The 23,240-nt window shown below is 71.1% G+C and carries 27 protein-coding genes; 10 read left to right on the top strand and 17 right to left on the bottom strand.

The annotated features are described in order from the left end of the window. The first annotated feature begins 6 nt into the window (after positions 1-6). Positions 7-480: a hypothetical protein gene (locus GH747_RS04950; protein ID WP_149768398.1), complete on the top strand. Its 474-nt coding sequence runs from the start codon at positions 7-9 to the stop codon at positions 478-480. Further along, the gene (locus tag GH747_RS04945) at positions 477-764 is read left to right on the top strand and encodes a transcriptional regulator (protein WP_149768397.1); all 288 of its coding nucleotides are present in this window, start codon (positions 477-479) and stop codon (positions 762-764) included. Before GH747_RS04950 ends, GH747_RS04945 begins: the two co-directional genes overlap by 4 nt. 1 nt (position 765) lies before the next feature. Here GH747_RS04945 and GH747_RS04940 read toward each other — a convergent pair whose 3' ends face one another. The 3 genes from GH747_RS04940 to purD are packed head-to-tail and all read right to left on the bottom strand — an operon-like array spanning position 766 to position 2,932. Beyond that, the gene (locus GH747_RS04940) at positions 766-1,203 is read right to left on the bottom strand and encodes a nitroreductase family deazaflavin-dependent oxidoreductase (RefSeq protein ID WP_149768396.1); all 438 of its coding nucleotides are present in this window, start codon (positions 1,201-1,203) and stop codon (positions 766-768) included. 9 nt (positions 1,204-1,212) lie between these two features. Then, on the bottom strand, positions 1,213-1,656 hold the full coding sequence (locus GH747_RS04935; RefSeq protein WP_149768395.1) for a nitroreductase family deazaflavin-dependent oxidoreductase: 444 nt from the start codon (positions 1,654-1,656) through the stop codon (positions 1,213-1,215). A 10-nt stretch (positions 1,657-1,666) separates the two neighbouring features. Next, positions 1,667-2,932 carry a phosphoribosylamine--glycine ligase gene (gene purD, locus GH747_RS04930; protein WP_149768394.1) on the bottom strand — a complete coding sequence of 422 codons (1,266 nt, stop codon included), beginning with the start codon at positions 2,930-2,932 and terminating at the stop codon, positions 1,667-1,669. Positions 2,933-3,045: 113 nt separating this feature from the next. Here purD and GH747_RS04925 point away from each other — a divergent pair, with 113 nt between their 5' ends. Beyond that, the gene (locus GH747_RS04925) at positions 3,046-3,984 is read left to right on the top strand and encodes an AurF N-oxygenase family protein (protein ID WP_149768393.1); all 939 of its coding nucleotides are present in this window, start codon (positions 3,046-3,048) and stop codon (positions 3,982-3,984) included. Beyond that, complete coding sequence (locus GH747_RS04920) at positions 3,981-4,283, top strand: DUF4873 domain-containing protein (RefSeq protein WP_163695295.1); 303 nt, start codon at positions 3,981-3,983, stop codon at positions 4,281-4,283. The genes GH747_RS04925 and GH747_RS04920 overlap by 4 nt, the downstream gene beginning before the upstream one ends. Before the next feature lie 106 nt (positions 4,284-4,389). Here GH747_RS04920 and GH747_RS04915 read toward each other — a convergent pair whose 3' ends face one another. Next, positions 4,390-5,688 carry an adenylosuccinate synthase gene (locus GH747_RS04915; protein ID WP_149768391.1) on the bottom strand — a complete coding sequence of 433 codons (1,299 nt, stop codon included), beginning with the start codon at positions 5,686-5,688 and terminating at the stop codon, positions 4,390-4,392. A gap of 112 nt (positions 5,689-5,800) precedes the next feature. On the opposite strand from GH747_RS04915, the gene GH747_RS04910 reads away from it, so the two are divergent. Continuing rightward, positions 5,801-6,703, top strand: a complete 903-nt coding sequence (locus GH747_RS04910; protein ID WP_149768390.1) for a diacylglycerol/lipid kinase family protein — start codon at positions 5,801-5,803, stop codon at positions 6,701-6,703. A 141-nt stretch (positions 6,704-6,844) separates the two neighbouring features. Here the strand turns inward: GH747_RS04910 and GH747_RS04905 are convergent, their stop codons facing one another. The 4 genes from GH747_RS04905 to GH747_RS04890 form a co-directional block, all read right to left on the bottom strand. Continuing rightward, positions 6,845-7,261 (bottom strand): DUF3151 domain-containing protein, encoded by a 417-nt coding sequence (locus tag GH747_RS04905; protein ID WP_149768389.1) that lies wholly within the window; start codon positions 7,259-7,261, stop codon positions 6,845-6,847. 7 nt (positions 7,262-7,268) lie between these two features. After that, complete coding sequence (fbaA, locus tag GH747_RS04900) at positions 7,269-8,291, bottom strand: class II fructose-bisphosphate aldolase (RefSeq protein WP_149768388.1); 1,023 nt, start codon at positions 8,289-8,291, stop codon at positions 7,269-7,271. Between the two features lie 36 nt (positions 8,292-8,327). Continuing rightward, positions 8,328-9,692, bottom strand: a complete 1,365-nt coding sequence (locus tag GH747_RS04895; protein ID WP_149768387.1) for an FAD-dependent oxidoreductase — start codon at positions 9,690-9,692, stop codon at positions 8,328-8,330. A gap of 81 nt (positions 9,693-9,773) precedes the next feature. Beyond that, entirely contained in the window at positions 9,774-10,424 is a 651-nt protein-coding gene (locus GH747_RS04890; RefSeq protein WP_228552775.1) for a TrmH family RNA methyltransferase, read from the bottom strand. An 80-nt stretch (positions 10,425-10,504) separates the two neighbouring features. Between GH747_RS04890 and GH747_RS04885 the strand changes: the two genes are divergently transcribed. Next, complete coding sequence (locus tag GH747_RS04885) at positions 10,505-11,563, top strand: glycerophosphodiester phosphodiesterase (protein WP_149768385.1); 1,059 nt, start codon at positions 10,505-10,507, stop codon at positions 11,561-11,563. Here the strand turns inward: GH747_RS04885 and pyrE are convergent. After that, positions 11,524-12,063, bottom strand: coding sequence for an orotate phosphoribosyltransferase (gene pyrE / locus GH747_RS04880; protein ID WP_149768384.1), 540 nt, complete (start codon positions 12,061-12,063; stop codon positions 11,524-11,526). The genes GH747_RS04885 and pyrE overlap by 40 nt on opposite strands. A 58-nt stretch (positions 12,064-12,121) precedes the next feature. After that, on the bottom strand, positions 12,122-12,817 hold the full coding sequence (locus GH747_RS04875; protein ID WP_228552774.1) for a class E sortase: 696 nt from the start codon (positions 12,815-12,817) through the stop codon (positions 12,122-12,124). 56 nt (positions 12,818-12,873) lie between these two features. Between GH747_RS04875 and GH747_RS04870 the strand changes: the two genes are divergently transcribed. Together GH747_RS04870 and GH747_RS04865 are read left to right on the top strand one after the other, a co-directional pair. Beyond that, entirely contained in the window at positions 12,874-14,031 is a 1,158-nt protein-coding gene (locus tag GH747_RS04870) for a pyridoxal phosphate-dependent aminotransferase (protein WP_149768383.1), read from the top strand. Between the two features lie 91 nt (positions 14,032-14,122). Next, positions 14,123-15,559, top strand: a complete 1,437-nt coding sequence (locus GH747_RS04865; protein ID WP_149768382.1) for a hypothetical protein — start codon at positions 14,123-14,125, stop codon at positions 15,557-15,559. On the opposite strand, the gene GH747_RS04860 is transcribed toward GH747_RS04865, so the two are convergent. Further along, positions 15,556-16,440 carry an alpha/beta fold hydrolase gene (locus GH747_RS04860; protein WP_149768381.1) on the bottom strand — a complete coding sequence of 295 codons (885 nt, stop codon included), beginning with the start codon at positions 16,438-16,440 and terminating at the stop codon, positions 15,556-15,558. The genes GH747_RS04865 and GH747_RS04860 overlap by 4 nt on opposite strands. A gap of 50 nt (positions 16,441-16,490) precedes the next feature. Beyond that, entirely contained in the window at positions 16,491-17,708 is a 1,218-nt protein-coding gene (locus GH747_RS04855) for an MFS transporter (RefSeq protein ID WP_149768380.1), read from the bottom strand. A 17-nt stretch (positions 17,709-17,725) separates the two neighbouring features. Here GH747_RS04855 and GH747_RS04850 point away from each other — a divergent pair, with 17 nt between their 5' ends. After that, the gene (locus tag GH747_RS04850) at positions 17,726-19,189 is read left to right on the top strand and encodes a GH1 family beta-glucosidase (protein ID WP_205602760.1); all 1,464 of its coding nucleotides are present in this window, start codon (positions 17,726-17,728) and stop codon (positions 19,187-19,189) included. A gap of 14 nt (positions 19,190-19,203) precedes the next feature. Here the strand turns inward: GH747_RS04850 and GH747_RS04845 are convergent, their stop codons facing one another. Beyond that, complete coding sequence (locus GH747_RS04845; RefSeq protein ID WP_149768379.1) at positions 19,204-19,824, bottom strand: vitamin K epoxide reductase family protein; 621 nt, start codon at positions 19,822-19,824, stop codon at positions 19,204-19,206. Positions 19,825-19,974: 150 nt separating this feature from the next. On the opposite strand from GH747_RS04845, the gene GH747_RS04840 reads away from it, so the two are divergent. Beyond that, positions 19,975-20,877, top strand: a complete 903-nt coding sequence (locus GH747_RS04840) for a hypothetical protein (protein ID WP_149768378.1) — start codon at positions 19,975-19,977, stop codon at positions 20,875-20,877. Positions 20,878-21,034: 157 nt separating this feature from the next. On the opposite strand, the gene GH747_RS04835 is transcribed toward GH747_RS04840, so the two are convergent. From GH747_RS04835 to GH747_RS04820, 4 genes are all read right to left on the bottom strand, one after another. Further along, a complete protein-coding gene (locus GH747_RS04835) occupies positions 21,035-21,490 on the bottom strand; it encodes a hypothetical protein (protein ID WP_149768377.1) in 456 nt (151 codons plus the stop codon). Positions 21,491-21,556: 66 nt separating this feature from the next. Next, the gene (locus GH747_RS04830; protein ID WP_228552773.1) at positions 21,557-22,279 is read right to left on the bottom strand and encodes an FAD-binding oxidoreductase; all 723 of its coding nucleotides are present in this window, start codon (positions 22,277-22,279) and stop codon (positions 21,557-21,559) included. A gap of 12 nt (positions 22,280-22,291) precedes the next feature. Further along, positions 22,292-22,891: a sulfite oxidase-like oxidoreductase gene (locus tag GH747_RS04825; RefSeq protein WP_149768376.1), complete on the bottom strand. Its 600-nt coding sequence runs from the start codon at positions 22,889-22,891 to the stop codon at positions 22,292-22,294. 48 nt (positions 22,892-22,939) lie between these two features. After that, positions 22,940-23,212: a DUF7218 family protein gene (locus tag GH747_RS04820; RefSeq protein ID WP_149768375.1), complete on the bottom strand. Its 273-nt coding sequence runs from the start codon at positions 23,210-23,212 to the stop codon at positions 22,940-22,942. Positions 23,213-23,240 lie beyond the last annotated feature (28 nt).

Raw genomic sequence — 23,240 nt, 5'->3', positions numbered from 1 at the left:
TCCGACATGGAAAGCGATTCGGAGATCCGTGACCAGCTGCGCGAGCTCGAGCGAGCAGAGGCGGCCCCCTACACCAGCACCCCACCCACCCCCTGGTGGTACGTCCCCGCGGCCGCCCTGTGGGCCGGATCCTTCGCGGCCCTCACAAAGCTGACCCGCGGCGACGACCCGGGGCGCATCTGGGCCGCGGCCGGCATCGTCGGCCTCGCAGCCCTGATCGGCGTCTACGTCGGCTGGTACCAGCGCTACCACGGCGCGGCACCCTCGCTGCGCGGCCGCAAGCCGGTGGAGATCCGGCGTGTGATGCGTGGCTACGTCGTCGGGGCCGTGGTTGTCCTGGGCGCGATCGTCGTCGCGGTCGCCCTCGCCCCGTGGTGGGTCTGCGCCGCGGTCGGATGCGTCACCGCAGGGGCAGGACTGTGGTGGTACGAGCGCGCGTACGCCCGTGCAGCGGCGGCCGCGAAGGCGCGGCTCGCATGAGCCTGGCCGATCTCGACCCCGTCATCCACGCCCCGAAGCGGCTCGCCGCGATGGCGGTGCTGACCGGCTCCGACCACGTGACGTTCCGGTTCCTCACCGAGCACCTCGGCATCACCGAGTCCGACCTGTCGAAGCAGATGTCCGCCCTCGAGGCAGCCGGGTACGTGAAGGTGCACAAGAGCGGGCGCGGCCGCGGCGCCAGCACCTCGTACTCCCTCACGTCGGCCGGGCGCGCCGCCTACCGCCGCCACCGGGCGGCGCTGCAGGCTCTCCTCGGCGACTGAGTCAGGCCTGGATCGGCTCGCCGAGCAGGACCGGGATCTCGCGATCAGTCTTCGTCTGGTACTCCGCGTACGGCGGATAGGCGTCGACGGCGCGGTCCCACCACTGCGCCCGCTCCTCGCCGTGGATCTCGCGGATCCGGAGGGCGTGCTTCTCCGTCCCGTCCTGCAGGTCGATCTCGGGGTGCCGGATGAGCGCGTGGTACCACGACGGGTGCTGCGGAGCCCCGCCCTTCGACGCGACCAGCGCGTACGCCCCGTCGTGCTCGACCTTCATGACGGCCGTCTTGTGGACCTTGCCCGGATGCCTGCTCTGGAAGGTCATCACGACGATCGGCAGGCCGAGCGGCGTGTTCGCGGGCTCGCCGGTGGCCTCCATCTCCTCGACGTGCTTGCGCACGCGAGCCGACGGGCTCGGCTCGTACTCTCCGGTGACTGGCATGCTCCTCAGTCAAGCACCGTCGACGGCTTCGAGAACGAACACCGGGATCTCACGCGACGTCTTCTTCTGGTAGTCCGCGTACGACGGGTAGGCCGCGACCGCACGGTCCCACCAGAGCGCCTTCTCGTCCCCGTGGACCTCCCGCGCCACGTAGTCGCGCGGCTCGGGACCGTCCTGCAGCATCACGTGCGGGTCGGCGACGATGCTCGCGTACCACTGCGGGTTCTTCGGGCGGCCGCCGATGGAGGCCACCACCGCGTACGCGCCGTCGTGCTCGACCCGCATGACGGGAGTCTTGCGTACGAGGCCGGTCTTGTGGCCGCGGTAGGTGACGATCACGACGGGCTTGCCCACGATCGTGTTGTGCGTGCGCCCGCCGGACGCCTCGTACCCCGCGACCTGGTCCCGCGACATCTTCCAGGCGCTCGGCTCGTACTCTCCGGTGATCGACATGTCGATCACCCTAGGACGCAGCGGCTGCCTTCGCCGCGATGTCGCGTCGCGAGAAGCCGCCGTCGATGTGGATCAGGTCGACGGCCGCGTACGCCCGTCGGCGCGCCTCGGCGAGGTCGGCACCGGCGGCCGTGACCGTCAGGACCCGACCACCCGCGGTGACGAGGTTGCCGTCGGCGTCACGCGCGGTGCCGGCGTGGATCACGTCGACGCCCTCCACCGCGTCGGCATCGTCGACGCCTCGGATCACGTCACCCTTGCGCGGCGCGACCGGGTAGCCCTCAGCGGCGACGACCACGGTGACCGCGGCTCCGTCGCGCCACACCGGGGCCGGGACCGCAGCGAGGTCGCCGGTCGCCGCGGCGTGCAGCAGCAGCCCGACCGGCGACTCGAGCAGTGCCATCAGCGCCTGCGTCTCCGGGTCACCGAACCGAGCGTTGAACTCGACGACTTTCAGGCCGCGCGACGTCAGGGCCAGGCCCGCGTACAGGAGGCCCGTGAACGGGGTGCCTCGCTGCGCCATCGTGTCGACGGTGGGCTGGAGGACGCGGGTCCGCACCTCCTCGACGAGGTCGTCCGGCGCCCACGGAAGCGGGGTGTAGGCACCCATGCCGCCGGTGTTGGGTCCCGCGTCGTCGTCGTAGGCGCGCTTGAAGTCCTGTGCGGGCTGCAGCGGCACGACCACGGCACCGTCGGCCTCGCTCCAGCTGCACAGCGCGAACAGCGAGACCTCGGGGCCGTCGAGGTACTCCTCGATCACGACACGCTCGCACCCGGCAGCGTGGTCGATCGCTGCCTGGCGGTCGTCGGTCACGACGACGCCCTTTCCGGCAGCGAGACCGTCATCCTTGACCACGTACGGCGCACCGAACGCGTCGAGCGCGGCGACGACCTCGTCGGGCGTGGTGCAGACGTGGGCGAGCGCGGTCGGGACCTCGGCGGCGGCCATCACCTGCTTGGCGAAGGCCTTCGAGCCCTCGAGCTGCGCGGCTTCGCCGGACGGACCGAACACCGCGATCCCGCGTCCCCGCACGGCGTCGGCGACACCCGCCACGAGCGGCGCCTCCGGACCGACGACGACGAGGTCGACGCCGAGCGAGTCTGCGAGGTCCGCGACGGCTGAGCCGTCGAGCGGGTCGACGTCGTGAAGAGTCGCGACCTGCGCGATGCCGGGGTTGCCGGGCGCGGCGTGCACCTCGGTGACGGACGGGTCGCGGGAGAGCGCGAGGGCGAGGGCGTGCTCACGGCCGCCGGTGCCGATGACGAGGGTCTTCACGGGCGCCAAGCCTAGTGGTGACGATGTGGCGGCACGCCATCGCAATCTGCCATCGTGAGTGTTACATTCTCGATGAGACCTGGCTCACACCCTCGTCAGAAGGAGCGCAGGAGATGACTCTGACCGCCGACGACCCGCTGTCACGCACCGCCGCCCAGCGGGAGGAGTCCGGCCGACGTCTCCTGAAGTCGTCTGCCGCCCTGTCGTACGACCCTCTCGTCGACCTCGACTGGGACGCACCGCTGCTCGACGACGCGTTCTTCGCACCCCAGCACCGGATCACCTTGTACGGGACGGACCTGTGGGACTCGATGTCCCGCGCCCAGCGCATCGACCTGTCCCGCCTCGAGCTCGCGAGCATCGCGTCGATGGGGATCTGGTTCGAGACGCTGCTCATGCAGATGATGGTGCGACGCATCTACGACGACGACCCCCGCACGGCCACCGTCCAGTACGGGTTCACCGAGATCGGCGACGAGTGCCGCCACTCCGTGATGTTCGGCAAGCTGCTCTCCAAGCTCGACGCGCCGTACTACCGGCCGGTCCGGTTCATGCATGAGGGCGGCCGTTTCCTCAAGGCGACGTCCAACGGAGCCACCTGCTTCGCCGGCGCGCTGTTCGTCGAGGAGGTGCTCGACCAGATGCAGCGCGAGGCCCGGGCGGACGAGTCGTTGCAACCGCTCGTACGCGGTGTCTCGCACGTCCACATCGTCGAGGAGGCGCGCCACATGCGGTTCGCGCGTGACGAGGCCGCGATCGAGTACGCAGGCCAGCGTCGCCTCACCCGCGAGTGGTCGAAGCTCGTGGTCGCCGCATCCGCCTACCTCGCGTCGCGGGGGCTGGTCCACCCGCACGTCTACCGGGACGCCGGGCTCGACATGCGCACCGCCGTACGCGTCGCCCGCACCAATCCGCACGCCCGCGCCACCCGTGCCTGGGCGGCGCGCCGGGTCCGGGCGACCCTCGAGGAGATCGACATGATCACCGGCCCGAGCCGTCTCCTGTGGAAGCACGCGGGCCTGCTCGAGCCGGTGCCCGCGGAGACAGCGTGAGCGCCGACCACGACCACGACACGTACGAGGGTCCGCTCGAGCTTGTCGCGGGCGACGAGGTCGTCACGGTCGCGGCCGTGCTGTCGGGAGTGCTGCAGCCGATCGACGGCGCCTACCACTGGCAGGGCCGCCTGGCGCCCACCGACGAGCTCACGGCCTTCGCGACGCTCGTCGGCCGCAAGCCGATCGGCATCCGCGTGCCGGGCTCCGAAGAGGTCGGCGGACGACTCGGCGAGCGGAACCCGTGGGGCGGCTACCGCGTGAGCGGCACCGGCGCCCCGCCGGCCGCGCACCTCTGACGAAGGCGCGAAGCCACGCCTGCCACCACGAAGCGTGGGTTGTAGCCGTGGCTTCGTAGTGGCGGACGTGGCTTCGTGCGGTCACAGCGCCGGCGACCGCTGGACCTCAGATCAGGTCGTGCCGGACGATCGCCTGGTCGCGACCCGGTCCGACGCCGATCACCGAGATCCGCGAGCCTGACAGCTCCTCGACCCGCAGGACGTACGCCTGCGCAGCGGCCGGGAGGTCCTCGAAGGTGCGCGCCCCGGAGATGTCCTCCGACCAACCCTCCAGCTCCTCGAGGACCGGCACGGCGTGGTGGAAGTCGGTCTGGTTGACCGGCATCTCGTCGTGACGCACGCCGTCGACGTCGTAGGCGACGCACACGGGGATCGTCTCCAGGCCGGTCAGCACATCGAGCTTGGTCAGCACGAAGTCGGTGACGCCGTTGATGCGCGCCGAGTAGCGCGCGACCACCGAGTCGTACCAGCCACACCTGCGCGGACGCCCGGTCGTCGTGCCGAACTCGGCCCCCTGGTTGCGGAGGTAGTCGCCGGCGTCGTCGAACAGCTCGGTCGGGAACGGCCCCTCGCCGACACGGGTCGTGTACGCCTTGACGATCCCGATCACGCGCTCGATGCGGGTCGGGGCGATGCCCGAGCCCGTGGCCGCGCCGCCGGCGGTCGCCGACGACGACGTCACGAACGGGTACGTGCCGTGGTCGACGTCGAGCATCGTCGCCTGGCCGGCCTCGAGCAGGACGATCTTGTCGCCGGCGATGGCCTGCTCGAGCAGCAGCGTGGTGTCCGTGACGTACGGCGCGAGCCGGTCGGCGTACGAGCGGAGCTCCTCAACGACCTCATCGACGGTGACCGCACGACGGTTGTAGACCTTGGTGAGGATCTGGTTCTTGAGCTCGAGCGCGGCCTCGACCTTCTGGGTGAGAATCTTCTCGTCGAACAGGTCCTGGATGCGGATGCCCTGACGGTTCATCTTGTCGGCGTACGTGGGGCCGATCCCGCGGCCGGTCGTGCCGATCTTGCGCGAGCCGAGGAACCGCTCGGTGACCTTGTCGAGGACCTTGTTGTACTCCGGGATGACATGCGCGCTCGCGCTGACCTTGAGCTGCGATGTGTCGACTCCCCGGGCCTCGAGGCCGTCGATCTCCTCGAAGAGCACGCCGATGTCGACCACGACGCCGTTGCCGATGACGGGGATGCAGCCGGGGGTCAGGATGCCGCTCGGCAGGAGGTGCAGCGCGTACTTCTCGCTGGTCCCGTCCTCCTGGGGGATGACGACGGTGTGCCCGGCGTTGTTGCCGCCGTTGAACTTGACGACGTAGTCGACGCGGCTGCCGAGCAGGTCTGTCGCCTTGCCCTTCCCCTCGTCTCCCCACTGGGCTCCGACGATCACGACTGCGGGCATGGAGGCGCACCACCTGACAACATGCGACAAGCCCCGCAAGAGGGGCTCTTACGGTCGGAGTCTACCGGTCCCTCCGTCGGACCGGGGTCCCCGTCGGTGGTAGACCTCACTCATGACGACAGCACTCGTGATCTCCAACGCCGCGGCAGGGAGCTCCGACGCCGATGTTCTCGATGCGGCCCTCGACGCACTGCGACCTGCCTGGAAGGTCGACGTCGCCCGGACCGCCGACCCCGACGAGCTGCGCGACGCGCTCGCGGCCCGTCCGGAGGTCGACGTCGTCGTCGTGGCCGGGGGCGACGGCTCGCTGCACGCGTGCATCCAGGCGCTGTGGTCGCTCGGGACGCTCGATGAACGGACGCTCGCGCTGCTCCCGATGGGCACGGGCAACGACTTCGCCCGCACGCTCGGCCTCGCGGAGGACCCGGTCGAGGTCGCTCGCGGGCTGACGACCGCGACGGCACGATCGCTCGACCTCGCGGTCGACGGCGACGACCGCGTCGTCGTCAACGCCGTCCACGTCGGAGTCGGCGCGCAGGCGGGCCAGGAGGCGGGGCCGTGGAAGAAGCGGCTGGGACCGCTCGGCTACGCGGTCGGGGCGCTCAAGGCGGGGGTCGTCGGATCACCCGCACGGCTTCACGTCGAGGTGGACGGCCGACTGGTCGACCACGGCGACGACGTGGTGCAGGCGGCGGTCGGGGTCGGCCGGTACGTCGGTGGCGGGGCGCCGCTGCTGCCCGAGGCCGAGCCCGCCGACGGCCTGCTGGACGTGACGGTCTCCCACGCGAACGCGCTCCCGCGCCGGCTGGCCTACGGGGTGCGTCTGCTGCGCGGACGCCACACCGAGCGTGACGACGTCGTCACGACCCGTGGCCGCTCGGTCACCATCTCCGGGGACGCGATGACGTGGAACTCCGACGGCGAGACCGGCGAGGGGCTGCGTGAGCGCACCTGGACGGTCGTCCCGGGCGCGTACCGGCTACTGATCCCCGAGGACAGCTCAGGCCGCGACTAACCTTGTCCGAAATCTCCCAGTAAGAGACATATTGCGCAGTGACCCCTTCGGGGTGACAATGGGTGCAGTGGCAGTGGCCGCGACGGAGTCTACCGGGGGATGGCTCCAGTCCGCGGCCACTGTTGCGCTGTCAGCGCGAGGTCACTCCGCGCCGGCCTGACCGCCGAGGACCAGCGCCTCGTACGCCGCCAGGCTGGACTCTCGCAGGAACTCGCGGCAGCGGTGAGCCTCCTCGAGGTCGCCCACCCGCTCCGACGCCTCGGCCAGGTCGGCCAGCGCACGCAGGAACCCTTGGTTGCCGGGGTGCGACCACGGGATCGGGCCGTGCCCCTTCCATCCGTTGCGGCGCAGGGCGTCGAGACCCCGGTGGTAGCCGGTGCGCGCGAACGCGTACGCGATGACGTCCTCCCCGTCGGCGAGCGCCTCGTCGGCGCACATCGCCCACGCGAGGCTCGACGACGGGTACGCGCGGGCGAGGTCCTGCGGCGACCCGTCCGCCGACGCGGCAGGGTCCTCCGGGAGGAAGGTCTCCGGCGGCTCTCCGAGCAGGTTCGTCATGGCGGCCTCAGGCGAGCTTCGTGCCGGTGGACGAGAGGTTCTCGCACGCCTCGACGATGCGGGCAGCCATGCCGGCCTCGGCCGCCTTGCCCCACGCACGCGGGTCGTACTGCTTCTTGTTGCCGACCTCGCCGTCGACCTTGAGGACGCCCTCGTAGTTGCTCAGCATGTGGCCGGCAACCGGTCGCGTGAACGCGTACTGGGTGTCGGTGTCGATGTTCATCTTCACGACGCCGTACGACACGGCCTCCGCGATCTCCTCCGGCGTCGAGCCCGACCCACCGTGGAAGACGAAGTCGAACGCGCGCTCGATGCCGTACTTCTCCTGCACCGCCTTCTGGGCGGCGTCGAGGACCGCCGGGCGGAGCTTGACGTTGCCCGGCTTGTAGACGCCGTGGACGTTGCCGAACGTCAGCGCGGTCAGGTAGCGGCCCTTCTCGCCCGTGCCGAGCGCGGCGACGGTCGCGAGCGCGTCCTCGGGGGTCGTGTAGAGCTTGTCGTCGATCGCACCGACGACGCCGTCCTCCTCGCCGCCGACGACGCCGACCTCGATCTCGAGGACGACGTTCGCCGCAGCGGAGGCCGCGAGCAGCTCCTCGGCGATCTGGAGGTTCTCGTCGAGCGGCACGGCCGAGCCGTCCCACATGTGCGACTGGAAGAAGGGCAGCCCGCCCTGCTTCACCCGCTCCGTGGACGCGGCGAGCAGCGGGCGTACGAAGCCGTCCAGCTTGTCCTTCGGGCAGTGGTCGGTGTGGAGCGCGACGTTCACGGGGTACTTCTTGGCGACCTCGTGCGCGAAGGCGGCGAAGGCCAGCGAGCCCGCAACCATGTCCTTGACGGTCGGACCGGAGAGGTACTCGGCGCCGCCGGTCGAGATCTGGATGATGCCGTCGCTCTCGGCCTCGGCGAACCCGGCGAGCGCCGCGTTCAGGGTCTGGGACGAGCTGACGTTGATCGCCGGGTAGGCGAACGACTCACGCTTGGCCTTGTCGAGCATCTCGGCGTAGACCTCGGGCGTTGCGACGGGCATGGGTGTCTCCTCATCGACCTCAGGACGGTGCGGCCATTATCGCAGGGGCGCACCGAGCGCCGACACCGCGGCGCGTGCGGCCTGCTGGACGGGGTCCCAGACCGACGCGAACGGTGGGGCGTAGCCGAGGTCGGTCATCATCAGCTCGTCCACGGTCATCGCGTTCCACAGCGCCAGCGCGAAGGAGTCGATCCGCATCGCAGCTCCCTCGCCGCCCACGATCTGCGCCCCGAGCAGGCGACGCGTGGCACGGTCGACGACCACCTTGACCGTCATCGCGCGGGCGTCCGGCATGTAGCCGGCGGTCGTCGTCGACTCGATGCGCTCGGACACCGCGTCGAACCCTGCGTCGCGGGCCTCACTCTCTCCGACCCCGGTCCGGGCGATCTCGAGCGACATCACCTTCGTCATCGCCGTACCGAGGACCCCGGGGAACGTGACGCCGTCGCCGGCGAGGTTGCGGCCGACCACCCAGCCCTGCTTGTTCGCATGGGTCCCGAGAGGGACGTACGTCGGTCGGCCGGTGATCCGGTGGACGGACTCGACGCAGTCACCGGCCGCCCAGACGCGCTGGTCCGCGTCGACGCGGCCGTGCGGGTCGACGGGCAGTGCACCGTCGATCCCGAGCTTCAGGCCCGCACCGGCTGCGAGCTCCGTCCGGGCGCGGACACCGGCGCCGAGGATCACGAGGTCGGTCGAGATCGTCCCGTGGTCGGTGACGACCGCGCGGACCTGGCCGGAGAGGTCGGCCTCGAACCCGGTGACCGTGACTCCGACCCTCAGATCGATGTTGTCGGCACGCATCTGGTCCGCGATCAGCTCGCCGAGGTCCAGGTCGAGGGTCGCCATCGGCGTCGGGGCCTTCCCGACGACCACGGTCTCGATCCCGCGGCGCACGCAGGCCTCGGCCATCTCGACCCCGATGTATCCCGCACCGACGATGACGGCCTTCGACGGCCGCAGGGCGAGCGCGTCGAGGAGGCGTTGCCCGTCAGCGAGGGTCTGAACCCCGTAGATGCCCTGCGAATCCATGCCGGGGACATTCGGGCGTACGGGCTCCGCCCCCGTAGCGATCAGCAGCTCGTCGTACGCGAACGTCTCCGTGCCGCTCTCGGTCCAGGCGGTGACCGTCGCCGCGTCGAGGTCGATCTCGGTCGCGGTGGCACCGGTGCGGACGTCGATGCCGTTCTCGCGATGCTTCTCGGGCGTCCGGGCGATCAGGTCGTCGAGCGTCGGGACGTCGCCTGCGATCCAGTACGGGATGCCGCACGCGGAGTACGACGTCCACGGCTGCCGCTCGAGGACGAGCACGTCGATCTCGTCGCCGAGCGCGCGCTTCGCCGTCGACGCCGCGGACATCCCTGCGGCGTCGCCTCCGACCACGAGCAGTCTGCTGGTCATGGGTCGAGCCTAGGTGGCGCCAGCACCCCTCTCGTCCGCGATTTGTGGAGTCTGACAAGGAATCCCCGGCTCATTTCCTTGTCAAACCCCACAAATCGGGGACGGGGCGCCCGGGATCACGGCGTGCTGCGCGACCCACGCGTGCATCGCGACCGCTGCGGCCGCACCGACGTTGATCGAGCGTGTCGACCCGAACTGCGTGATCGCGAGCACCGCGTCGGCAGCGTCAAGCAGCTCGCCCGACAGCCCCGGGCCCTCCTGGCCGAACACCAGCGCGCACTCTCGCGGGAGCTCCGCCCGCTCGATCGGTCGCGACCCCTCGACGTTGTCGATCGCGATCAGCGGCACCCTCGACTCGCGTGACCACGCGATCAGGTCCTCGACCGCAGCGTGGTGCCGTACGTGCTGGTAGCGGTCGGTGACCATCGCCCCGCGCCGGTTCCAGCGGCGGCGGCCGACGACGTGGACCTCCGCCGCGAGGAACGCGTTCGCGGACCTCACGATCGACCCGATGTTGTGGTCGTGCTGCCAGTTCTCGACGACCACGTGGAACGGGTGACGGCGCGTGTCGAGGTCGGCGACGATCGCCTCCATCGACCAGTAGCGGTACGCGTCGACGACGTTGCGCCGGTCGCCGTCTCGCAGCAGGTCCGGGTCCAGGCGCGGGTCGTCGGGCCACGCGCCTTCCCACGGGCCGACCCCGACCTCTGCCTCGACCCCGCTCTCGTCCACGCGCACCAACCTACGGCGTCGGTCTCGTACGGCGAGCCGACCCCGGAACGGTTGGCCGCCCGGCGTACGCTCGTCCCGCTATGTCTGGACTCCCCGGACCGGCAGGCAACGGCCGACCGGTCGTGATCGCGCACCGCGGCGCCTCCGGCTACCGGCCGGAGCACACGCTCGCGTCGTACCTGCTGGCTGTGGCGCTCGGCGCCGACGTCATCGAGCCCGACCTGGTCAGCACCTCCGACGGCGTGCTTGTCGCGCGGCACGAGAACGAGATCGGCGGCACGACCGACGTCGCTGCGCACCCCGAGTTCGCGGCACGCCGTACGACCAAGGTCGTCGACGGCCGCGTCGTCACGGGGTGGTTCGCCGAGGACTTCACGCTCGCCGAGATCACGACGCTGCGCGCCACCGAACGCATCCCCCACCTGCGGCCGAGCAACACCGCGTACGACGGCTGGTACGCCGTGCCGACGCTCGACGAGATCCTCGACCTGGCGGCGCTGGCCAGCGAGCGGTACGGCCGGCCGGTCGGCGTGATGCCCGAGCTCAAGTCGTCGACGTACTCCCGCCGCCTCGGTCTGCCGCTCGAGGAGCCGCTCGTGAGGACGGTGCGCGAGCGCGGCCTCGACCGTCCGGACTCCGGCATCGTCGTGCAGTCGTTCGAGATCGCGAACCTGCAGCACCTCGCGGCGGAGTCCCGGCTGCGGCTGCTCCAGCTCGTCGACCCACAGGGCGGGCCGTACGACCGCGTCCGCAGCGGCGACCGCACGACCTACGAGGAGATGGTGACGCCGGCCGGGCTCGCCCGCATCGCCGAGTACGCGCACGTCCTCGGGGCACCGAAGGAGCTGGTCGTGCCACGCCGGCACGACGGGGGGCTCGACACCGCGACGACGCTGGTCGGCGACGCGCACGCCTGCGGGCTCGACGTCTACGTGTGGACCGTCCGCCACGAGAACGCGTTCCTGCCGGCCGACCTGCGCTCGAGTCCGCTCGGCGCCGACGCCGGCGACGTCCGCCGTGAGCTCGACGCGCTGCTCGCCGCCGGGGTCGACGGGGTATTCGCCGATCAGCCCGACCACGCGGTGCAGGCCGTGGCGGACTACAGCCCGAGGTCGGTCTTCGACACGGCGAACCGGTAGTCGAGCCCTTCGCCGCGCACCCGCTCCGCCGCGTCGGTCTCGCGGTCGACGATCACCGCGACCGCCACGACCTCGGCGCCCGCCTCGCGCAGCGCCTCCACCGCCGTCAGCACCGAGCCGCCGGTCGTCGAGGTGTCCTCGACGGCGACGACCCGCCGGCCCGCGACGTCGGGGCCCTCGATGCGGCGCTGCAACCCGTGGGCCTTCTCCGCCTTGCGGACGACGAAGGCGTCGAGGGTGCGGCCCTGGGCCGCCGCCTGGTGCAGCATCGCCGCCGCCACGGGATCGGCCCCCATCGTGAGGCCGCCGACGGAGTCGTACTCGAGGTCGTCGAGAAGGTCGAGCATCACGCGACCCACCAGCGGCGCCGCCTCACTGTCGAGGGTCACACGGCGAAGGTCGACGTAGTAGTCGGCCTCCTTGCCGGAGGACAGCGTGACCTTGCCGTGGATGACGGCCTTGGTCTTGATCTGGTCGATGAGGGCGTCACGATCGCTCATGGGGTCAGGGTATCGAGCGGGTTTCGACTCGCTGCGCTCGCTCAACCAGCGGGCTCGCTCAACCGGCGGGCTGCTTCTTCACCGCGGACGTGAGCTCGCCGAACACGATCGACCGCTTGTCGGTGTGGAAGAGCTCGGAGCAGGTCACCATCGTCAGGAGCCGCTCGGTGGGCACGGCGTCACGCTCGCCGGGGACGGGGTCGAGCACCCAGCCCTGGTTGAAGTCCAGCTCGCGGTCCGTCCCGTCGTCGCGCAGCACGTAGGTGAAGACGTGCGTCTTCGTCTCCACGATCACCTCGTCGCCCTTGCGCAGCTCGAGGAAGTGCCGGAACGGCTCGCCGTGCGTGACGCGGTGGCCGGCGATCGCGAAGTTGCCGACCTTCCCGGGGCGCGCGGTGTCAGGGAACCAGCCGACGCCGCGGGCGAGGTCGTCGTCCTCCACGCCCTTGACGATCGGCACCTCGTAGTCGTCGCCGAAGCGTGGGACCCGCAGCAGCGCGAACCCTCCACCCTTGATGTCTGCCTCCGCGGTGGCGCCGGGGTCCTCCCACGACTGCGTGAGCTCCTGACGGATCTCGGCCTGCTGCTGCTTGGCCACGATGTTGGTGCCGAAGTACTGCCAGCCCACGTAAGCGAGCATGCCGACCCCGGTGAGGATCAGCGCGAGACCGAGCGCGGTCAGCACACGACCCATCGGCGTACGGCGCTTGCGGCGGCGGCCGGCCTTCGGCGGTGACGGGGTCGTGACGGACACGGCTCCAGTCTCGCACCCGGGTGGCTGCCGCACCCCCGACATCTAGAGTCAGGACCGTGAAGACCACGAGCGCACGCGTCGCCGGCCTGGGCACCACGATCTTCGCCGAGATGTCGGCCCTCGCCGTGCGGACCGGCGCGGTCAACCTCGGCCAGGGGTTCCCCGACACCGACGGGCCGGACGACGTCGTCGACGTCGCTGTGGACGCGATGCGCTCCGGCGTCAACCAGTACCCGCCGGGCATCGGGATCCCCGCGCTGCGCGACGCGATCGCGGCGCACCAGGAGCGCTGGTACGGCCTCACGCTGGATCCCGCGACCGAGGTGGCGGTGACAACCGGGGCGACCGAGGCCATCGCCGGCGCGATCCTCGGGCTGGTCGATCCCGGCGACGAGGTCGTGGTGCTCGAGCCGTACTACGACTCCTACGTCGCGGTGCTCGAGTTCGCGGGTGGCGTCCGCAAGCCTGTGACGCTGCGCGCCCCGGACTTCCGGCTCGACCTCGACGCGCTGCGGGCCGCGGTCGGCCATCGCACCACGGCCATGCTGATCAACAGCCCGCACAACCCGACCGGGATGGTGCTCGACGCCGCGGAGCGCGAGGCGATCCGCGACCTTGCTGTCGAGCACGACCTCGTCGTGATCACCGACGAGGTGTACGAGCACCTCACCTTCGACGGCGCCGTGCACGTGCCGCTCGCGACGCTGCCCGGGATGCGCGAGCGGACCCTGACCATCTCGAGCGGTGGCAAGTCGTTCTCGTTCACGGGCTGGAAGGTCGGCTGGGTGAGCGGGCCAGCGGCGCTCGTCCGAGCCACGGTCGGCGCGAAGCAGTTCCTCACCTACACCTCCGGGGCGCCGTTCCAGCCGGCGATCGCGCACGCGCTCGGCCACGACTCCGCGTACTTCGAGGGGTTCGCCGCGACGCTGCAGGCGCGGCGCGACCAGCTCTGCGCCGGGCTCGAGGACGTGGGCTTCACGACGTACGTGCCGCAGGGCACCTACTTCGCGACCACCGACATCCGCCCGCTCGGGTTCGATGACGGCATCGCCTTCTGCCGCGCGCTCCCCGAGACCGCCGGCGTCGTGGCCATCCCCACCCAGGTGTTCTACGACGACGAGGACGCGGGACGCCCGCTCGTGCGCTGGGCGTTCTGCAAGCAGGAGAGCGTCATCGACGAGGCCCTGCGGCGACTGCAGGCGCTCCGGGTCTGAACTTTCGGTCCGGGCGAACACAAGCCCTGACACAGACGGAGTCGCTGGCTAGCGTCACGAGGGCCTGCTCGCCGTCACTCGGAGGACTCCCGTGCCCGTCGTCGGAACCACCCGCTCCGCCCTCGCCCTCGCTGCTCTGCTGGTCGCGCTCACGTCAGGCACCGGTGCCTCTGCGGTCTCGTCGTCGTTCGGCCCGCCGCCGCCGCAGAACCCTGCGACCACGACCACCGGCACGGCGACGATGCACGGCGACTCCGCGTCCAGCGACACCACCCCGTACGCGGGTCCCGGCACCGGCGCCGTGGTCGCGAAGCGGACAGCGCTCGCCTCGGCGTGCCCGGCGATCTTGATCGGGCAGGACGGCTACGTCGTCACGCTGTGCACCTCGATCTTCGGACGCACCCCGACCGTCCACCTCCTGGACCCCGCGACCGGCGCCGACCTCGCCTCGCTCCCGCTGGCCAAGGGCAGCCTGTTCGGTGGCGTGTACGCCTACCTCGACGACGAGGACCGGCTCGTGGTGGTCGACGGCAACGACACCCTGCTGCGGATCGGACACCACCAGGTCGGCGGTGCGTGGCGACTCACGGTGGACGAGTCGACGCCGATCGGATCGGCGCTGCCGGCCGACGCCGCTGTCGTGGGACTCTCGCCGGGGTGGGGCCGCGAGGTCTGGATCGCCGCGAGCGACGGCACCGTCGGGACGGTCGCGGAGGACGGCACGACGCGCACGATCGCCCTCGGCGAGCCGGTCCAGAACAGCATCTCGACCGTCGAGGGTCGTACGGCGGTGGTGACCGAGCACGCGCTCTACGTCCTCTCCGCCCGCGCCGACGGGACCCCCGAGGTGCGCTGGCGCGCGGCGTACGACCGTGGTCCCGGCCGCAAGCCCGGCCAGCTCAGCTGGGGCAGCGGGGCGACACCAACGTTCTTCGGGCCGAGGACGGGCACCGAGTACGTGACGATCACCGACAACGCGGCACCGCACGAGCGGCTCCTCGTCTACCGCACCGATGGCGGACCGACCCCGATCTGCTCGCTGCCCGTGCTCACCCGCCCGGCGCACAGCGGCACCGAGGACTCGCCCATCGCGTCCGGGCGCAGCGTGTTCGTCACCAACACGTTCGGCTACCCGTACCCCGCCCTCCCCGACGGCTCTCCCGCCAGCGTCCCGTCCTCGGGATCGTTCGACGGCGGCATGACCCGCGTCGACGTCCGCGCCGACGAGTCCGGGTGCGACGTCGTGTGGGAGTCCACGGTGAAGTCGGCCGCGCTGCCGCGCCTGTCGCTCGGCGACGACCTGATCTACACGGTCACCGCGAGCGGACCGACCGGGGTGGTCGGGAGCCAGACCTTCGCCACGTACTCGTACGCGGTGGTCGACCCGCACACTGGCGCCGTCCGCAAGACGTCGGCGCTCGGGATCGGGCTTCTCTACAACCCGCTCCAGATGACCGGCACGACCGGCCCGGACGGCACGCTCTACCAGGGGACGGAGACCGGGGTCGTCAGCGTCCGGCGGCGTTAGCCGAGCGACAGCATGGCGTCGGCGACCGTGGCGGTCGCGTCTTCGGGGATCGCGGTGGCGGCCTCCTCCAGGACGAGCAGCCGTGCTCCGGGGATCTCGCGTGCGATCGCCTCGCCGTTGCCGACCGGGAAGAACGGGTCCCGGCGGCCGTGGACGACGAGCGTGGGCACGGCGATCTCCGGCAGGCGCTCGCGCCAGCGAGGCGTGCAGTCGAGCGCGGCGAAGACCATCCCGAGCTGGTTCGCCATCTGGGTCGGGGCTGTGGTGTCGGGAGTACGGTCCCAGATGCGCGCGGCCGCCGCGCGTGCGGCGACGGGGTCGTCGCCAAGGACCTCCGCGCGGGCGGCGCCGAACTCCGCCACGGCCTCGCGGTCGGCCCAGTCGGGCATCGGGAGGGAGAACAGGCGCGGCATCGTCGCCGGGTCGTGGTCGGGCAGGTCACCGTCGCACGGACCGGGCGCCACGGCGCGAGTGCCGACGAGGGTGAGCGCCGAGAACGCGCCGGGATGATCGAGCACCGCGGTCTGCGCGACCATCCCGCCGACCCCGATCCCCGCGAGGTGCGCGGGTCGGCCGTCGAGCGCGGCGACCAGCGCTACCGCATCGGCGGCGAGGTCGCGCAGTGTGTACGCGGGGGCCTCGGGATCGGCGGTCGTCGAACCGCCGCTGTCGCGCAGGTCGTACCGCACGACGCGCCGACCGACGGAGGCAAGGCGCTCGCACAGGGCGTCAGGCCAGGAGAGCATCGTCGTCCCGCCCGCGAGCAGGACGAGGGGTGCGGCGTCGTCCCCGAAGGATTCGGTGCCCAGGACGACCTGGTTCACGTCGACGGCGGTCGTCGGTCGGTCAGGCTTCCGGGGCTGCGTCGGCGAGTTCGTCATGTCGGTGAGACCGAGCGGCCTCCCCGATCTCATCGGTGGCGACGCGGTCGTCAGGGGGTCTGGTCCTCCGCGGCGACGACGCCGATCGTCTCCCGCTCGGGGGCGAACGCCCGTGCGACCAGCAGGATCAGCGGCACCAGCACGAGCGGCACGACGTAGATCCAGCGGAGCGCGCCTTCGGTCGCGAGCGCCCCGATGAGTCCCGCGCCGATGATGTTGCCCAGGTAGTTGAAGAGGTTGAGGCGCGCGATCGCCACGTCGGCGTCGGAGCCGGGCAGGTTGCCTGCCGCGGCGAACGCGAGCGGGATGATCACCGGGAGGCCGAGACCCATCAGGCCGAACGCGGCGATCGCCAGAGCCGGGGACGGCGCCACGACGACGAGGGCGAGCGCGACGATGCCGACCACGGTCCCCGCGCGGACGACGGCCACCGCGCCGTACCGGACGACGAACCTGTCTCCCGCCAGGCGGGAGACGACGGCACCGACCTGGTACGCGGCGTAGCCGAGCGGCGCCACCGACTTCGCCGCGTCGAGGACGTCGTGGAGGTAGATCGTGCTCCAGCTCATCACCGACGTGTCGGCCAGGTAGAAGACCACGACGACGAGGCCCAGCGCGACGAGCGGGCGCCACGGTACGTGCAGCGGCGGTCGCTCCACCTCTGAGACCTCGCTCGCCTCGTGCTCGACGGCAGGACGCACCAGGTACGGCGAGATCACCAGGGTGGCTGCCACGCCGACCACGCCGACAGCCACCAGCGACGGCATCAGCCCGATCTCGAGCTTCGCGCACCCCGCGGCGTACAAGGCTCCGACGATGGCACCGATGCTCCACATCCCGTGGAAGCTGGTCATGATGCTGCGGCCGTACAGGCGCTGGACCGTCACGCCCTGCATGTTCGTCGAGGCGTCGGTCGCGCCCACGCCGATCCCGTACACGGCGAACGCCGCGTACATCGCCGGCTTGGACTCGGCGAAGCCGATCACGACGACCATCACGCCGATCGTCAGCAGCGCGAGACGCAGCGCCAGGGCGCTGGAGCGTCGCACCGCGATCCGCTCCGCCAGCAGCGACCCGCCGCCGGCGATGACCGAGGTCAGCAGCAGGAGGAGCGTGACGTCGCCCTCGGTGACACCGCGCTCGTCCTGGAAGTCAGGCAGCCTCGACAGGATCGTGACGAGGATCGCCGCCTGGAGGAAGAAGCCGACCGAGGTAGCCACCCGGGCGCGGCGCAGCGCGGGCTCCGGGGGTTGCGTGATCTTGGACACGCGCCCAGTATGTGCCCATGACGGGAGATGTGACTAGGGTTTCGACTCGCTCCGCTCGCTCAACCAGCGAGGAGGAGGGCGCCTCAACCAGCGAGGAGGAGGGCCGCTCAACCAGCGAGAGGGAGGGCGCCTCAACCAGCGAGGAGGAGGGCCGCTCAACCAGCGAGGAGGAGGGCTCCTTCTGGTGGGGCGCAGCCACCGCGGCCTACCAGATCGAGGGAGCGGTCACTGCCGACGGCCGCGGCCCGAGCATCTGGGACACCTTCAGCGCCGAGCCGGGTCGTGTCGCCGACGGCTCGTCGGGCGCGAACGCCTGCGACTCCTACACCCGGTGGCCCGAGGACGTCGAGCTCCTGAGCGGCCTCGGCGCGAACGCGTACCGGTTCTCGATCGCGTGGCCACGCGTGCAGCCTCTGGGCCATGGCCGTGTGAACCCCGGTGGCCTGGCCTACTACGACCGGCTCGTCGACGGGCTGCTCGAGCGTGGCATCGCCCCCTTCGCGACCCTCTTCCACTGGGACCTCCCGCAGCCGCTGGAGGACGCCGGCGGATGGCTGGTGCGTGACACCGCGGAACGCTTCGCCGAGTACGCCGCCGTGGTCGCCGACGCTCTCGGCGACCGGGTCGCCTGCTGGGGGACGCTCAACGAACCCTTCGTGCACATGGCGCTCGGCTACGCCTTCGGGACGCACGCGCCGGGCAGGGTGCTGCTGCTCGACGCCTTCGCGGCGGGCCACCACCAGCTGCTCGGCCACGGGCTCGCCGTGCAGGCGCTGCGCAGCGCCGGGGACGTCCCCGTGATGCTGGTGAACAACCTGACCCCCGTACGCGCGACGTCGGCGTCACCGGAGGATGCCGCGGCGGCGCAGGTCTACGACGCGTTCCACAACCGGATGTTCCTCGACACCGTGCTGCTGGGCAGCTACCCCGACGTGCTCGCCGAGGCCGAGGGTGCGGTCGCGCGCGACGGCGACCTGGACACCATCGCGCAGCCGCTCGACCTGCTCGGCGTGAACTACTACAACCCGACGCTCGTCACGGCCCCCGGCGCCGACAACCCGCTGCCGTTCGAGATCGTGCCGATCGAGGACCACCCGACGACCGGCTTCGGCTGGCCCGTCGTCCCCGAGGGCCTGACCGAGCTGCTCGTCGGACTACGCGACACATACGGCGATGCCCTGCCGCCGGTCGTGATCACCGAGAACGGCTGCTCCTACCCGGACGAGCCGGGACCGGACGGCACGATCGACGACGCGGCACGCATCGCGTACCTGGACGCCCACATCGACGCTGTCGGCGCTGCCCGCGACGCCGGGGTCGACGTGCGCGGCTACCTCGCGTGGTCGCTGCTCGACAACTTCGAGTGGGCGGAGGGCTACACCCAGCGCTTCGGGCTCACCCATGTCGACTTCGCGACCGGCGACCGGACCCCGAAGGCCTCGTACGCGTGGTTCCGCGACCGCATCGCCCGCGACTGGTAGGAGACGGCCGAGGGTCAGGAGAAGAGGCGGTCCGGCCCGAACTGGAACCAGATCACGGCGACGACGGCGACGTACCACAGCAGGATGATCAGCAGCGTCCAGTTGGACACGAACCGCGTGATCGCCGCGGTCGGCGCCCACGAGCGCAGGTTGCGCGCCGTGACCGAGACGAAGAGCGGGATCGTCACCGTCCACACGACCATGCAGTACGGGCAGAGCTTGTAGAGGTCGAAGATGCTCGTGAACTGGAGGAAGAAGATCAGCGCGATCGCGAGCACGACCCCGACCTGGAGGCCGACCCAGAACCACTCCGGCAGGCGGACGCCGGACAGCAGGAGCACCCCGAGGGTGGTCACGACCGCGAACCCGATCATGCCGAGGAACGTGTTGGGGAACCCGAACAGGGAGGACTGCGAGCTGGAGACCACGCCACCGCAGTCGACCCACACGTTGAACGAGCAGGCGAGCTTCTTGTCTCCGTCGAGGAGCAGCGCGATCTTGTCGTAGGTGAGGATCGACGAGGCCAGGACGCCGATCGCGCCTCCTACGGCCATCAGCCAGGCGAGCGCGCTTCGCATGCCGGTCGCGTCCACGGCGCCGTCGCGCGGCGTCACCTCGTCGTCGATGTCGATCACGCGCCCATCCTAGGCATGCGATCCCCGGCGTCGTAGCGCTTCGGTGATGAACCTCACCGACTGCCCGGAACTTGGAGTGGACGAGTCCGCGTTGTCCTGTTGGACTGGTTTCGTGCTTCCGTCGGGGAGGCGCTCGGACGAGGAGGTGGCATGGAGGCCGGACGCTCGGGGACGCCCGCAGCCCTGTGGATCGGACTGGTGACCACCACGGTCGCCGCAATTCTGAGCATCGTGCTCACGATGACGGGCCTCCCTGACGCACTGGTGGTTCCCGTGCTGGCGCTGATCCTCGTCGCGATGGTCACCGGCGTCGTCGCCGACTGGCTCGTACGCCGCAGGTGGCGCCGTACGACGGCCTCCCAGCGCCGGTGGTTGAGCAGCCTCGAGATCGACGTCCCCGCCTACCGGGCCCGCGTCGACGAGCGCGACCGCGTGCTGTTCGGGTGGGAGAGCCGGTGGTGGCGGCCGCTCGGCACCGTGTTCCTTCTCGCCCTCGGCGCGGCCCTGGTGCCGTTCAACCTCATCCTCCCCCTCGCGCCCGAGGTGACGGTCGAGCCTCTGGTGACGACCTGGGTGTCGATCACGCTGGTCCTCACGGTCACGCTCGTCGCACGGACGGTGGGGGCGGCCCGCCTCGACAGCGTCGGCCTCGTCCTGCCCGCTCCGCCGGTGGCGACCGCCGCGCCCCCCGCACCGGTGCCGGCTTCCGACCCGGTGGTCACTGAGCACGTCGCGAAGTACCTCGTCGCCGAGGAGGAGGTCGCGCCCGAGATCCAGCTCGCGCGTGAGATCGAGCGGCTGACGGCGCTGCTGGACGAGCCCGGCGCGCCACGCCCCAGTCTCCCGGTGCCCGCAGACTGGCTGCCGGTGGAGCGCGCGGTCGAGGAGCCCGCACCCGCCGAGGCAGTCACGCCCGACTCCGAGCCCTCGCCAGCAGCCGAGACCGCGCCAGAGACCGCGCCAGAGACCGCGCCAGAGCCAGAGCCCACGAAGCCTGCGGCAGCCACGGAGGGCGAGCTCGACAAGCTCGCCAAGTGGTTTCACGCCGCCTGAGCGCGGCGACCCGTCCCCGCGCGACCGCTAGGTCCTCCTCGCAAGACTCGCAGGAACGACGAACCACCGGTCACACAAGCAAGTCTTCGCGTGAAGGGACCGCGTGAGGGACGGACCGGTATTCGGCCCGCCGCCACCACTTGATGGCCGGGTACTGCTAGGTCTTCGGCTCCTCCGAGTCCTCCGCACCCTGCTCCATCTCGTACTCGCGCTGCCACGTCGCCCGCGCCTCGTCGGCGTCGGCGTCCTGCTGGTCCTGCGCGGTCCGCAGCGCGATCAGCGCCGAGGCGACTGCGGCGGTCTCGGCGATCTCGTACGGAACGCCACCGATGGTCACCAGGGGCACCGTCGGCTCGAGGCGGCGAGCGTAGTCGTGCAGAGCCTCGCCGAGGCCCGACCCGTCCTCGCCGAGGTGGAACGACCCGACGGAGAGGATCGTGCCGCCCGGCAGCGACTCGATGCGCTTCTCGAGCACGTCGTAGCCGATCTCGTGCGCGTCGAGCACCGCCAGGAGGTCCGCGGTCCCCCGCTCGGAGACCGCCAGCTCCGCGGTCTGCGTGCCGGCGAGACCTCCGGTGATCCTCAGCTCGACGTCGTCACTCGTGTCGGTCATCGCCTGCCCCCGCTCCGGTCGTCCTGGGCCCATCATGTCGCGCGGGACAGCCCGCCGCATCCAGCGTCATCCCGTGGGACCGAATCGCTCGGTGCGGACGCGGTGCGGGTCGTGCCCCAGCGCGACGAGCATGTCGGCGACGGACTCGACGAATCCGGTCGGCCCGCACACGTAGCAGGACGGGGCGAAGTCCGGCGGCCAGCCGCCGCTGTTGACGTCGGCGACGGTGATCCGGCCCGCGGGCCGGGGTGATCCCTCCGGCGCCTCGCGCGTGTGCACGACCGTCACGTCGACGCCTGGGTCGGGCTGACGCAGCTCGGCCCGGTAGAACATCTCCTCGCGGGAGCGCACCGAGTAGATCAGCCGGAACGGCACCTTGCTCCCGGCCGCGCGTCGGGCTCGGATCATCGCCATCAACGGGACCACCCCGGATCCGCCGGCGATCAGCGTCACAGGCTCGGTCTGGTCCGGGCGCCACACGAACCAGCCCCCGATGGGACCGCGCGCCTCGAGCTCGACCCCGACCTCGATGTCCTCGACGAGGAACGGGGAGACCTCGCCTCCGTCGATCGCCTGGACGGTGATCTCAGCCCGGTCGGCCTCGCCCGTCCGCGCGAGCGAGTACTCGCGGTCCGCGGTGTAGCCGTCCTCGGCCGTCAGCCGGATCTCGACCCGCTGACCGGCGACACCCGCGGGTTGTCCTTCGACGTGCAGGAGCAGCGTCGCCGCCATCGACGCTTCCCGACGGTGCGCGAGCACGACGGCTCGACGCCATGGCATCCCGACCATGCCCGTCCCCCGTCAGTCGCCCGCGTAGCGCTGCTCGCGCCACGGGTCGCCGTACGCGTGGTAGCCCGCGCGTTCCCAGAAGCCGAGCCGGTCCTCGGTGAGGAGCTCGAGCCGTTGCACCCACTTGGCGGACTTCCAGAAGTACAGGTGAGGCACCAGCAGGCGGGCGGGACCGCCGTGCTCCGGGCGCAGCGGGCGGCCGTCGTACCCGTACGCGACCCACGCCTGCCCCTGGCGCAGGTCAGCGAGCGGCAGGTTGGTGGTGTAGCCGCCGTACGAGTGGACCAGCGCGTACGAGGCGCTCGTGTCGATCCCGGACAGCAGTACGTCGAGGCTGACCCCGGTCCAGCGGGTGCCGAGCTTCGACCACTTGGTAACGCAGTGGATGTCGACGGTGATGTCCTCGCGCGGGAGGGCCTGGAGCTCGGCCCAGCTCCACCGGTGCTCCTGGCCGGACTCGGTGGTGATCTCGAACGCCCACGCCGCAGGGGCGATCTGCGGCGTCGGACCCGCCGAGAGCACGGGAAAGCCCGTCTCGAGGTACTGGCCGGGGGGCAGCGTCACGTCGCCACCACCCCGTCGACCGCGGAACCCCCGCGTCACGATGCCCATGCGACCTCCGTCGGTTCGGCGTGGGCACCAGCGTAGTGCTCGTCGCCCTCAGCTGTTGCGGAGCGCCGCGATGAGCTCCTTCTTCGTCATCGACGAACGCCCGTCGATACCGATCTCCTTGGCGCGGTCGTAGAGGTCCTGCTTGGGCCAGTCGTCGTAGTCGCCGGACTTGCCGCCCTTGCGGCCGACCGAGGATCGCCCGCGGTTGGCGGCGGCGTTCGCGATCCGGGCCGACTTCTGCTTGGAGTTGCCCTCGTCGCGCAGCTCCTCGTACAGCTCCTTGTCCTTCACGCTCGGACCGGGTGACTTGCCTCGGGGCATCTGGCTCCACTCCTTCGTCGCTCGTCTC

Source organism: Mumia xiangluensis, assembly GCF_010994095.1.
GTDB classification, from domain to species: domain Bacteria; phylum Actinomycetota; class Actinomycetes; order Propionibacteriales; family Nocardioidaceae; genus Mumia; species Mumia xiangluensis.
This window is presented reverse-complemented; position numbering and strand designations above follow the sequence as displayed.

Coding starts and splice junctions, on each gene's coding strand:
- GH747_RS04950 (WP_149768398.1), top strand. CDS start 7: ATGGAAAGCGATTCGGAGATCCGTGACCAGCTGCGCGAGCTCGAGCGA.
- GH747_RS04945 (WP_149768397.1), top strand. CDS start 477: ATGAGCCTGGCCGATCTCGACCCCGTCATCCACGCCCCGAAGCGGCTC.
- GH747_RS04940 (WP_149768396.1), bottom strand. CDS start 1,203: ATGCCAGTCACCGGAGAGTACGAGCCGAGCCCGTCGGCTCGCGTGCGC.
- GH747_RS04935 (WP_149768395.1), bottom strand. CDS start 1,656: ATGTCGATCACCGGAGAGTACGAGCCGAGCGCCTGGAAGATGTCGCGG.
- GH747_RS04925 (WP_149768393.1), top strand. CDS start 3,046: ATGACTCTGACCGCCGACGACCCGCTGTCACGCACCGCCGCCCAGCGG.
- GH747_RS04915 (WP_149768391.1), bottom strand. CDS start 5,688: ATGCCCGCAGTCGTGATCGTCGGAGCCCAGTGGGGAGACGAGGGGAAG.
- GH747_RS04910 (WP_149768390.1), top strand. CDS start 5,801: ATGACGACAGCACTCGTGATCTCCAACGCCGCGGCAGGGAGCTCCGAC.
- GH747_RS04905 (WP_149768389.1), bottom strand. CDS start 7,261: ATGACGAACCTGCTCGGAGAGCCGCCGGAGACCTTCCTCCCGGAGGAC.
- fbaA (WP_149768388.1), bottom strand. CDS start 8,291: ATGCCCGTCGCAACGCCCGAGGTCTACGCCGAGATGCTCGACAAGGCC.
- GH747_RS04895 (WP_149768387.1), bottom strand. CDS start 9,692: ATGACCAGCAGACTGCTCGTGGTCGGAGGCGACGCCGCAGGGATGTCC.
- GH747_RS04885 (WP_149768385.1), top strand. CDS start 10,505: ATGTCTGGACTCCCCGGACCGGCAGGCAACGGCCGACCGGTCGTGATC.
- pyrE (WP_149768384.1), bottom strand. CDS start 12,063: ATGAGCGATCGTGACGCCCTCATCGACCAGATCAAGACCAAGGCCGTC.
- GH747_RS04860 (WP_149768381.1), bottom strand. CDS start 16,440: ATGACGAACTCGCCGACGCAGCCCCGGAAGCCTGACCGACCGACGACC.
- GH747_RS04850 (WP_205602760.1), top strand. CDS start 17,726: ATGACGGGAGATGTGACTAGGGTTTCGACTCGCTCCGCTCGCTCAACC.
- GH747_RS04840 (WP_149768378.1), top strand. CDS start 19,975: ATGGAGGCCGGACGCTCGGGGACGCCCGCAGCCCTGTGGATCGGACTG.
- GH747_RS04835 (WP_149768377.1), bottom strand. CDS start 21,490: ATGACCGACACGAGTGACGACGTCGAGCTGAGGATCACCGGAGGTCTC.
- GH747_RS04830 (WP_228552773.1), bottom strand. CDS start 22,279: ATGGTCGGGATGCCATGGCGTCGAGCCGTCGTGCTCGCGCACCGTCGG.
- GH747_RS04825 (WP_149768376.1), bottom strand. CDS start 22,891: ATGGGCATCGTGACGCGGGGGTTCCGCGGTCGACGGGGTGGTGGCGAC.
- GH747_RS04820 (WP_149768375.1), bottom strand. CDS start 23,212: ATGCCCCGAGGCAAGTCACCCGGTCCGAGCGTGAAGGACAAGGAGCTG.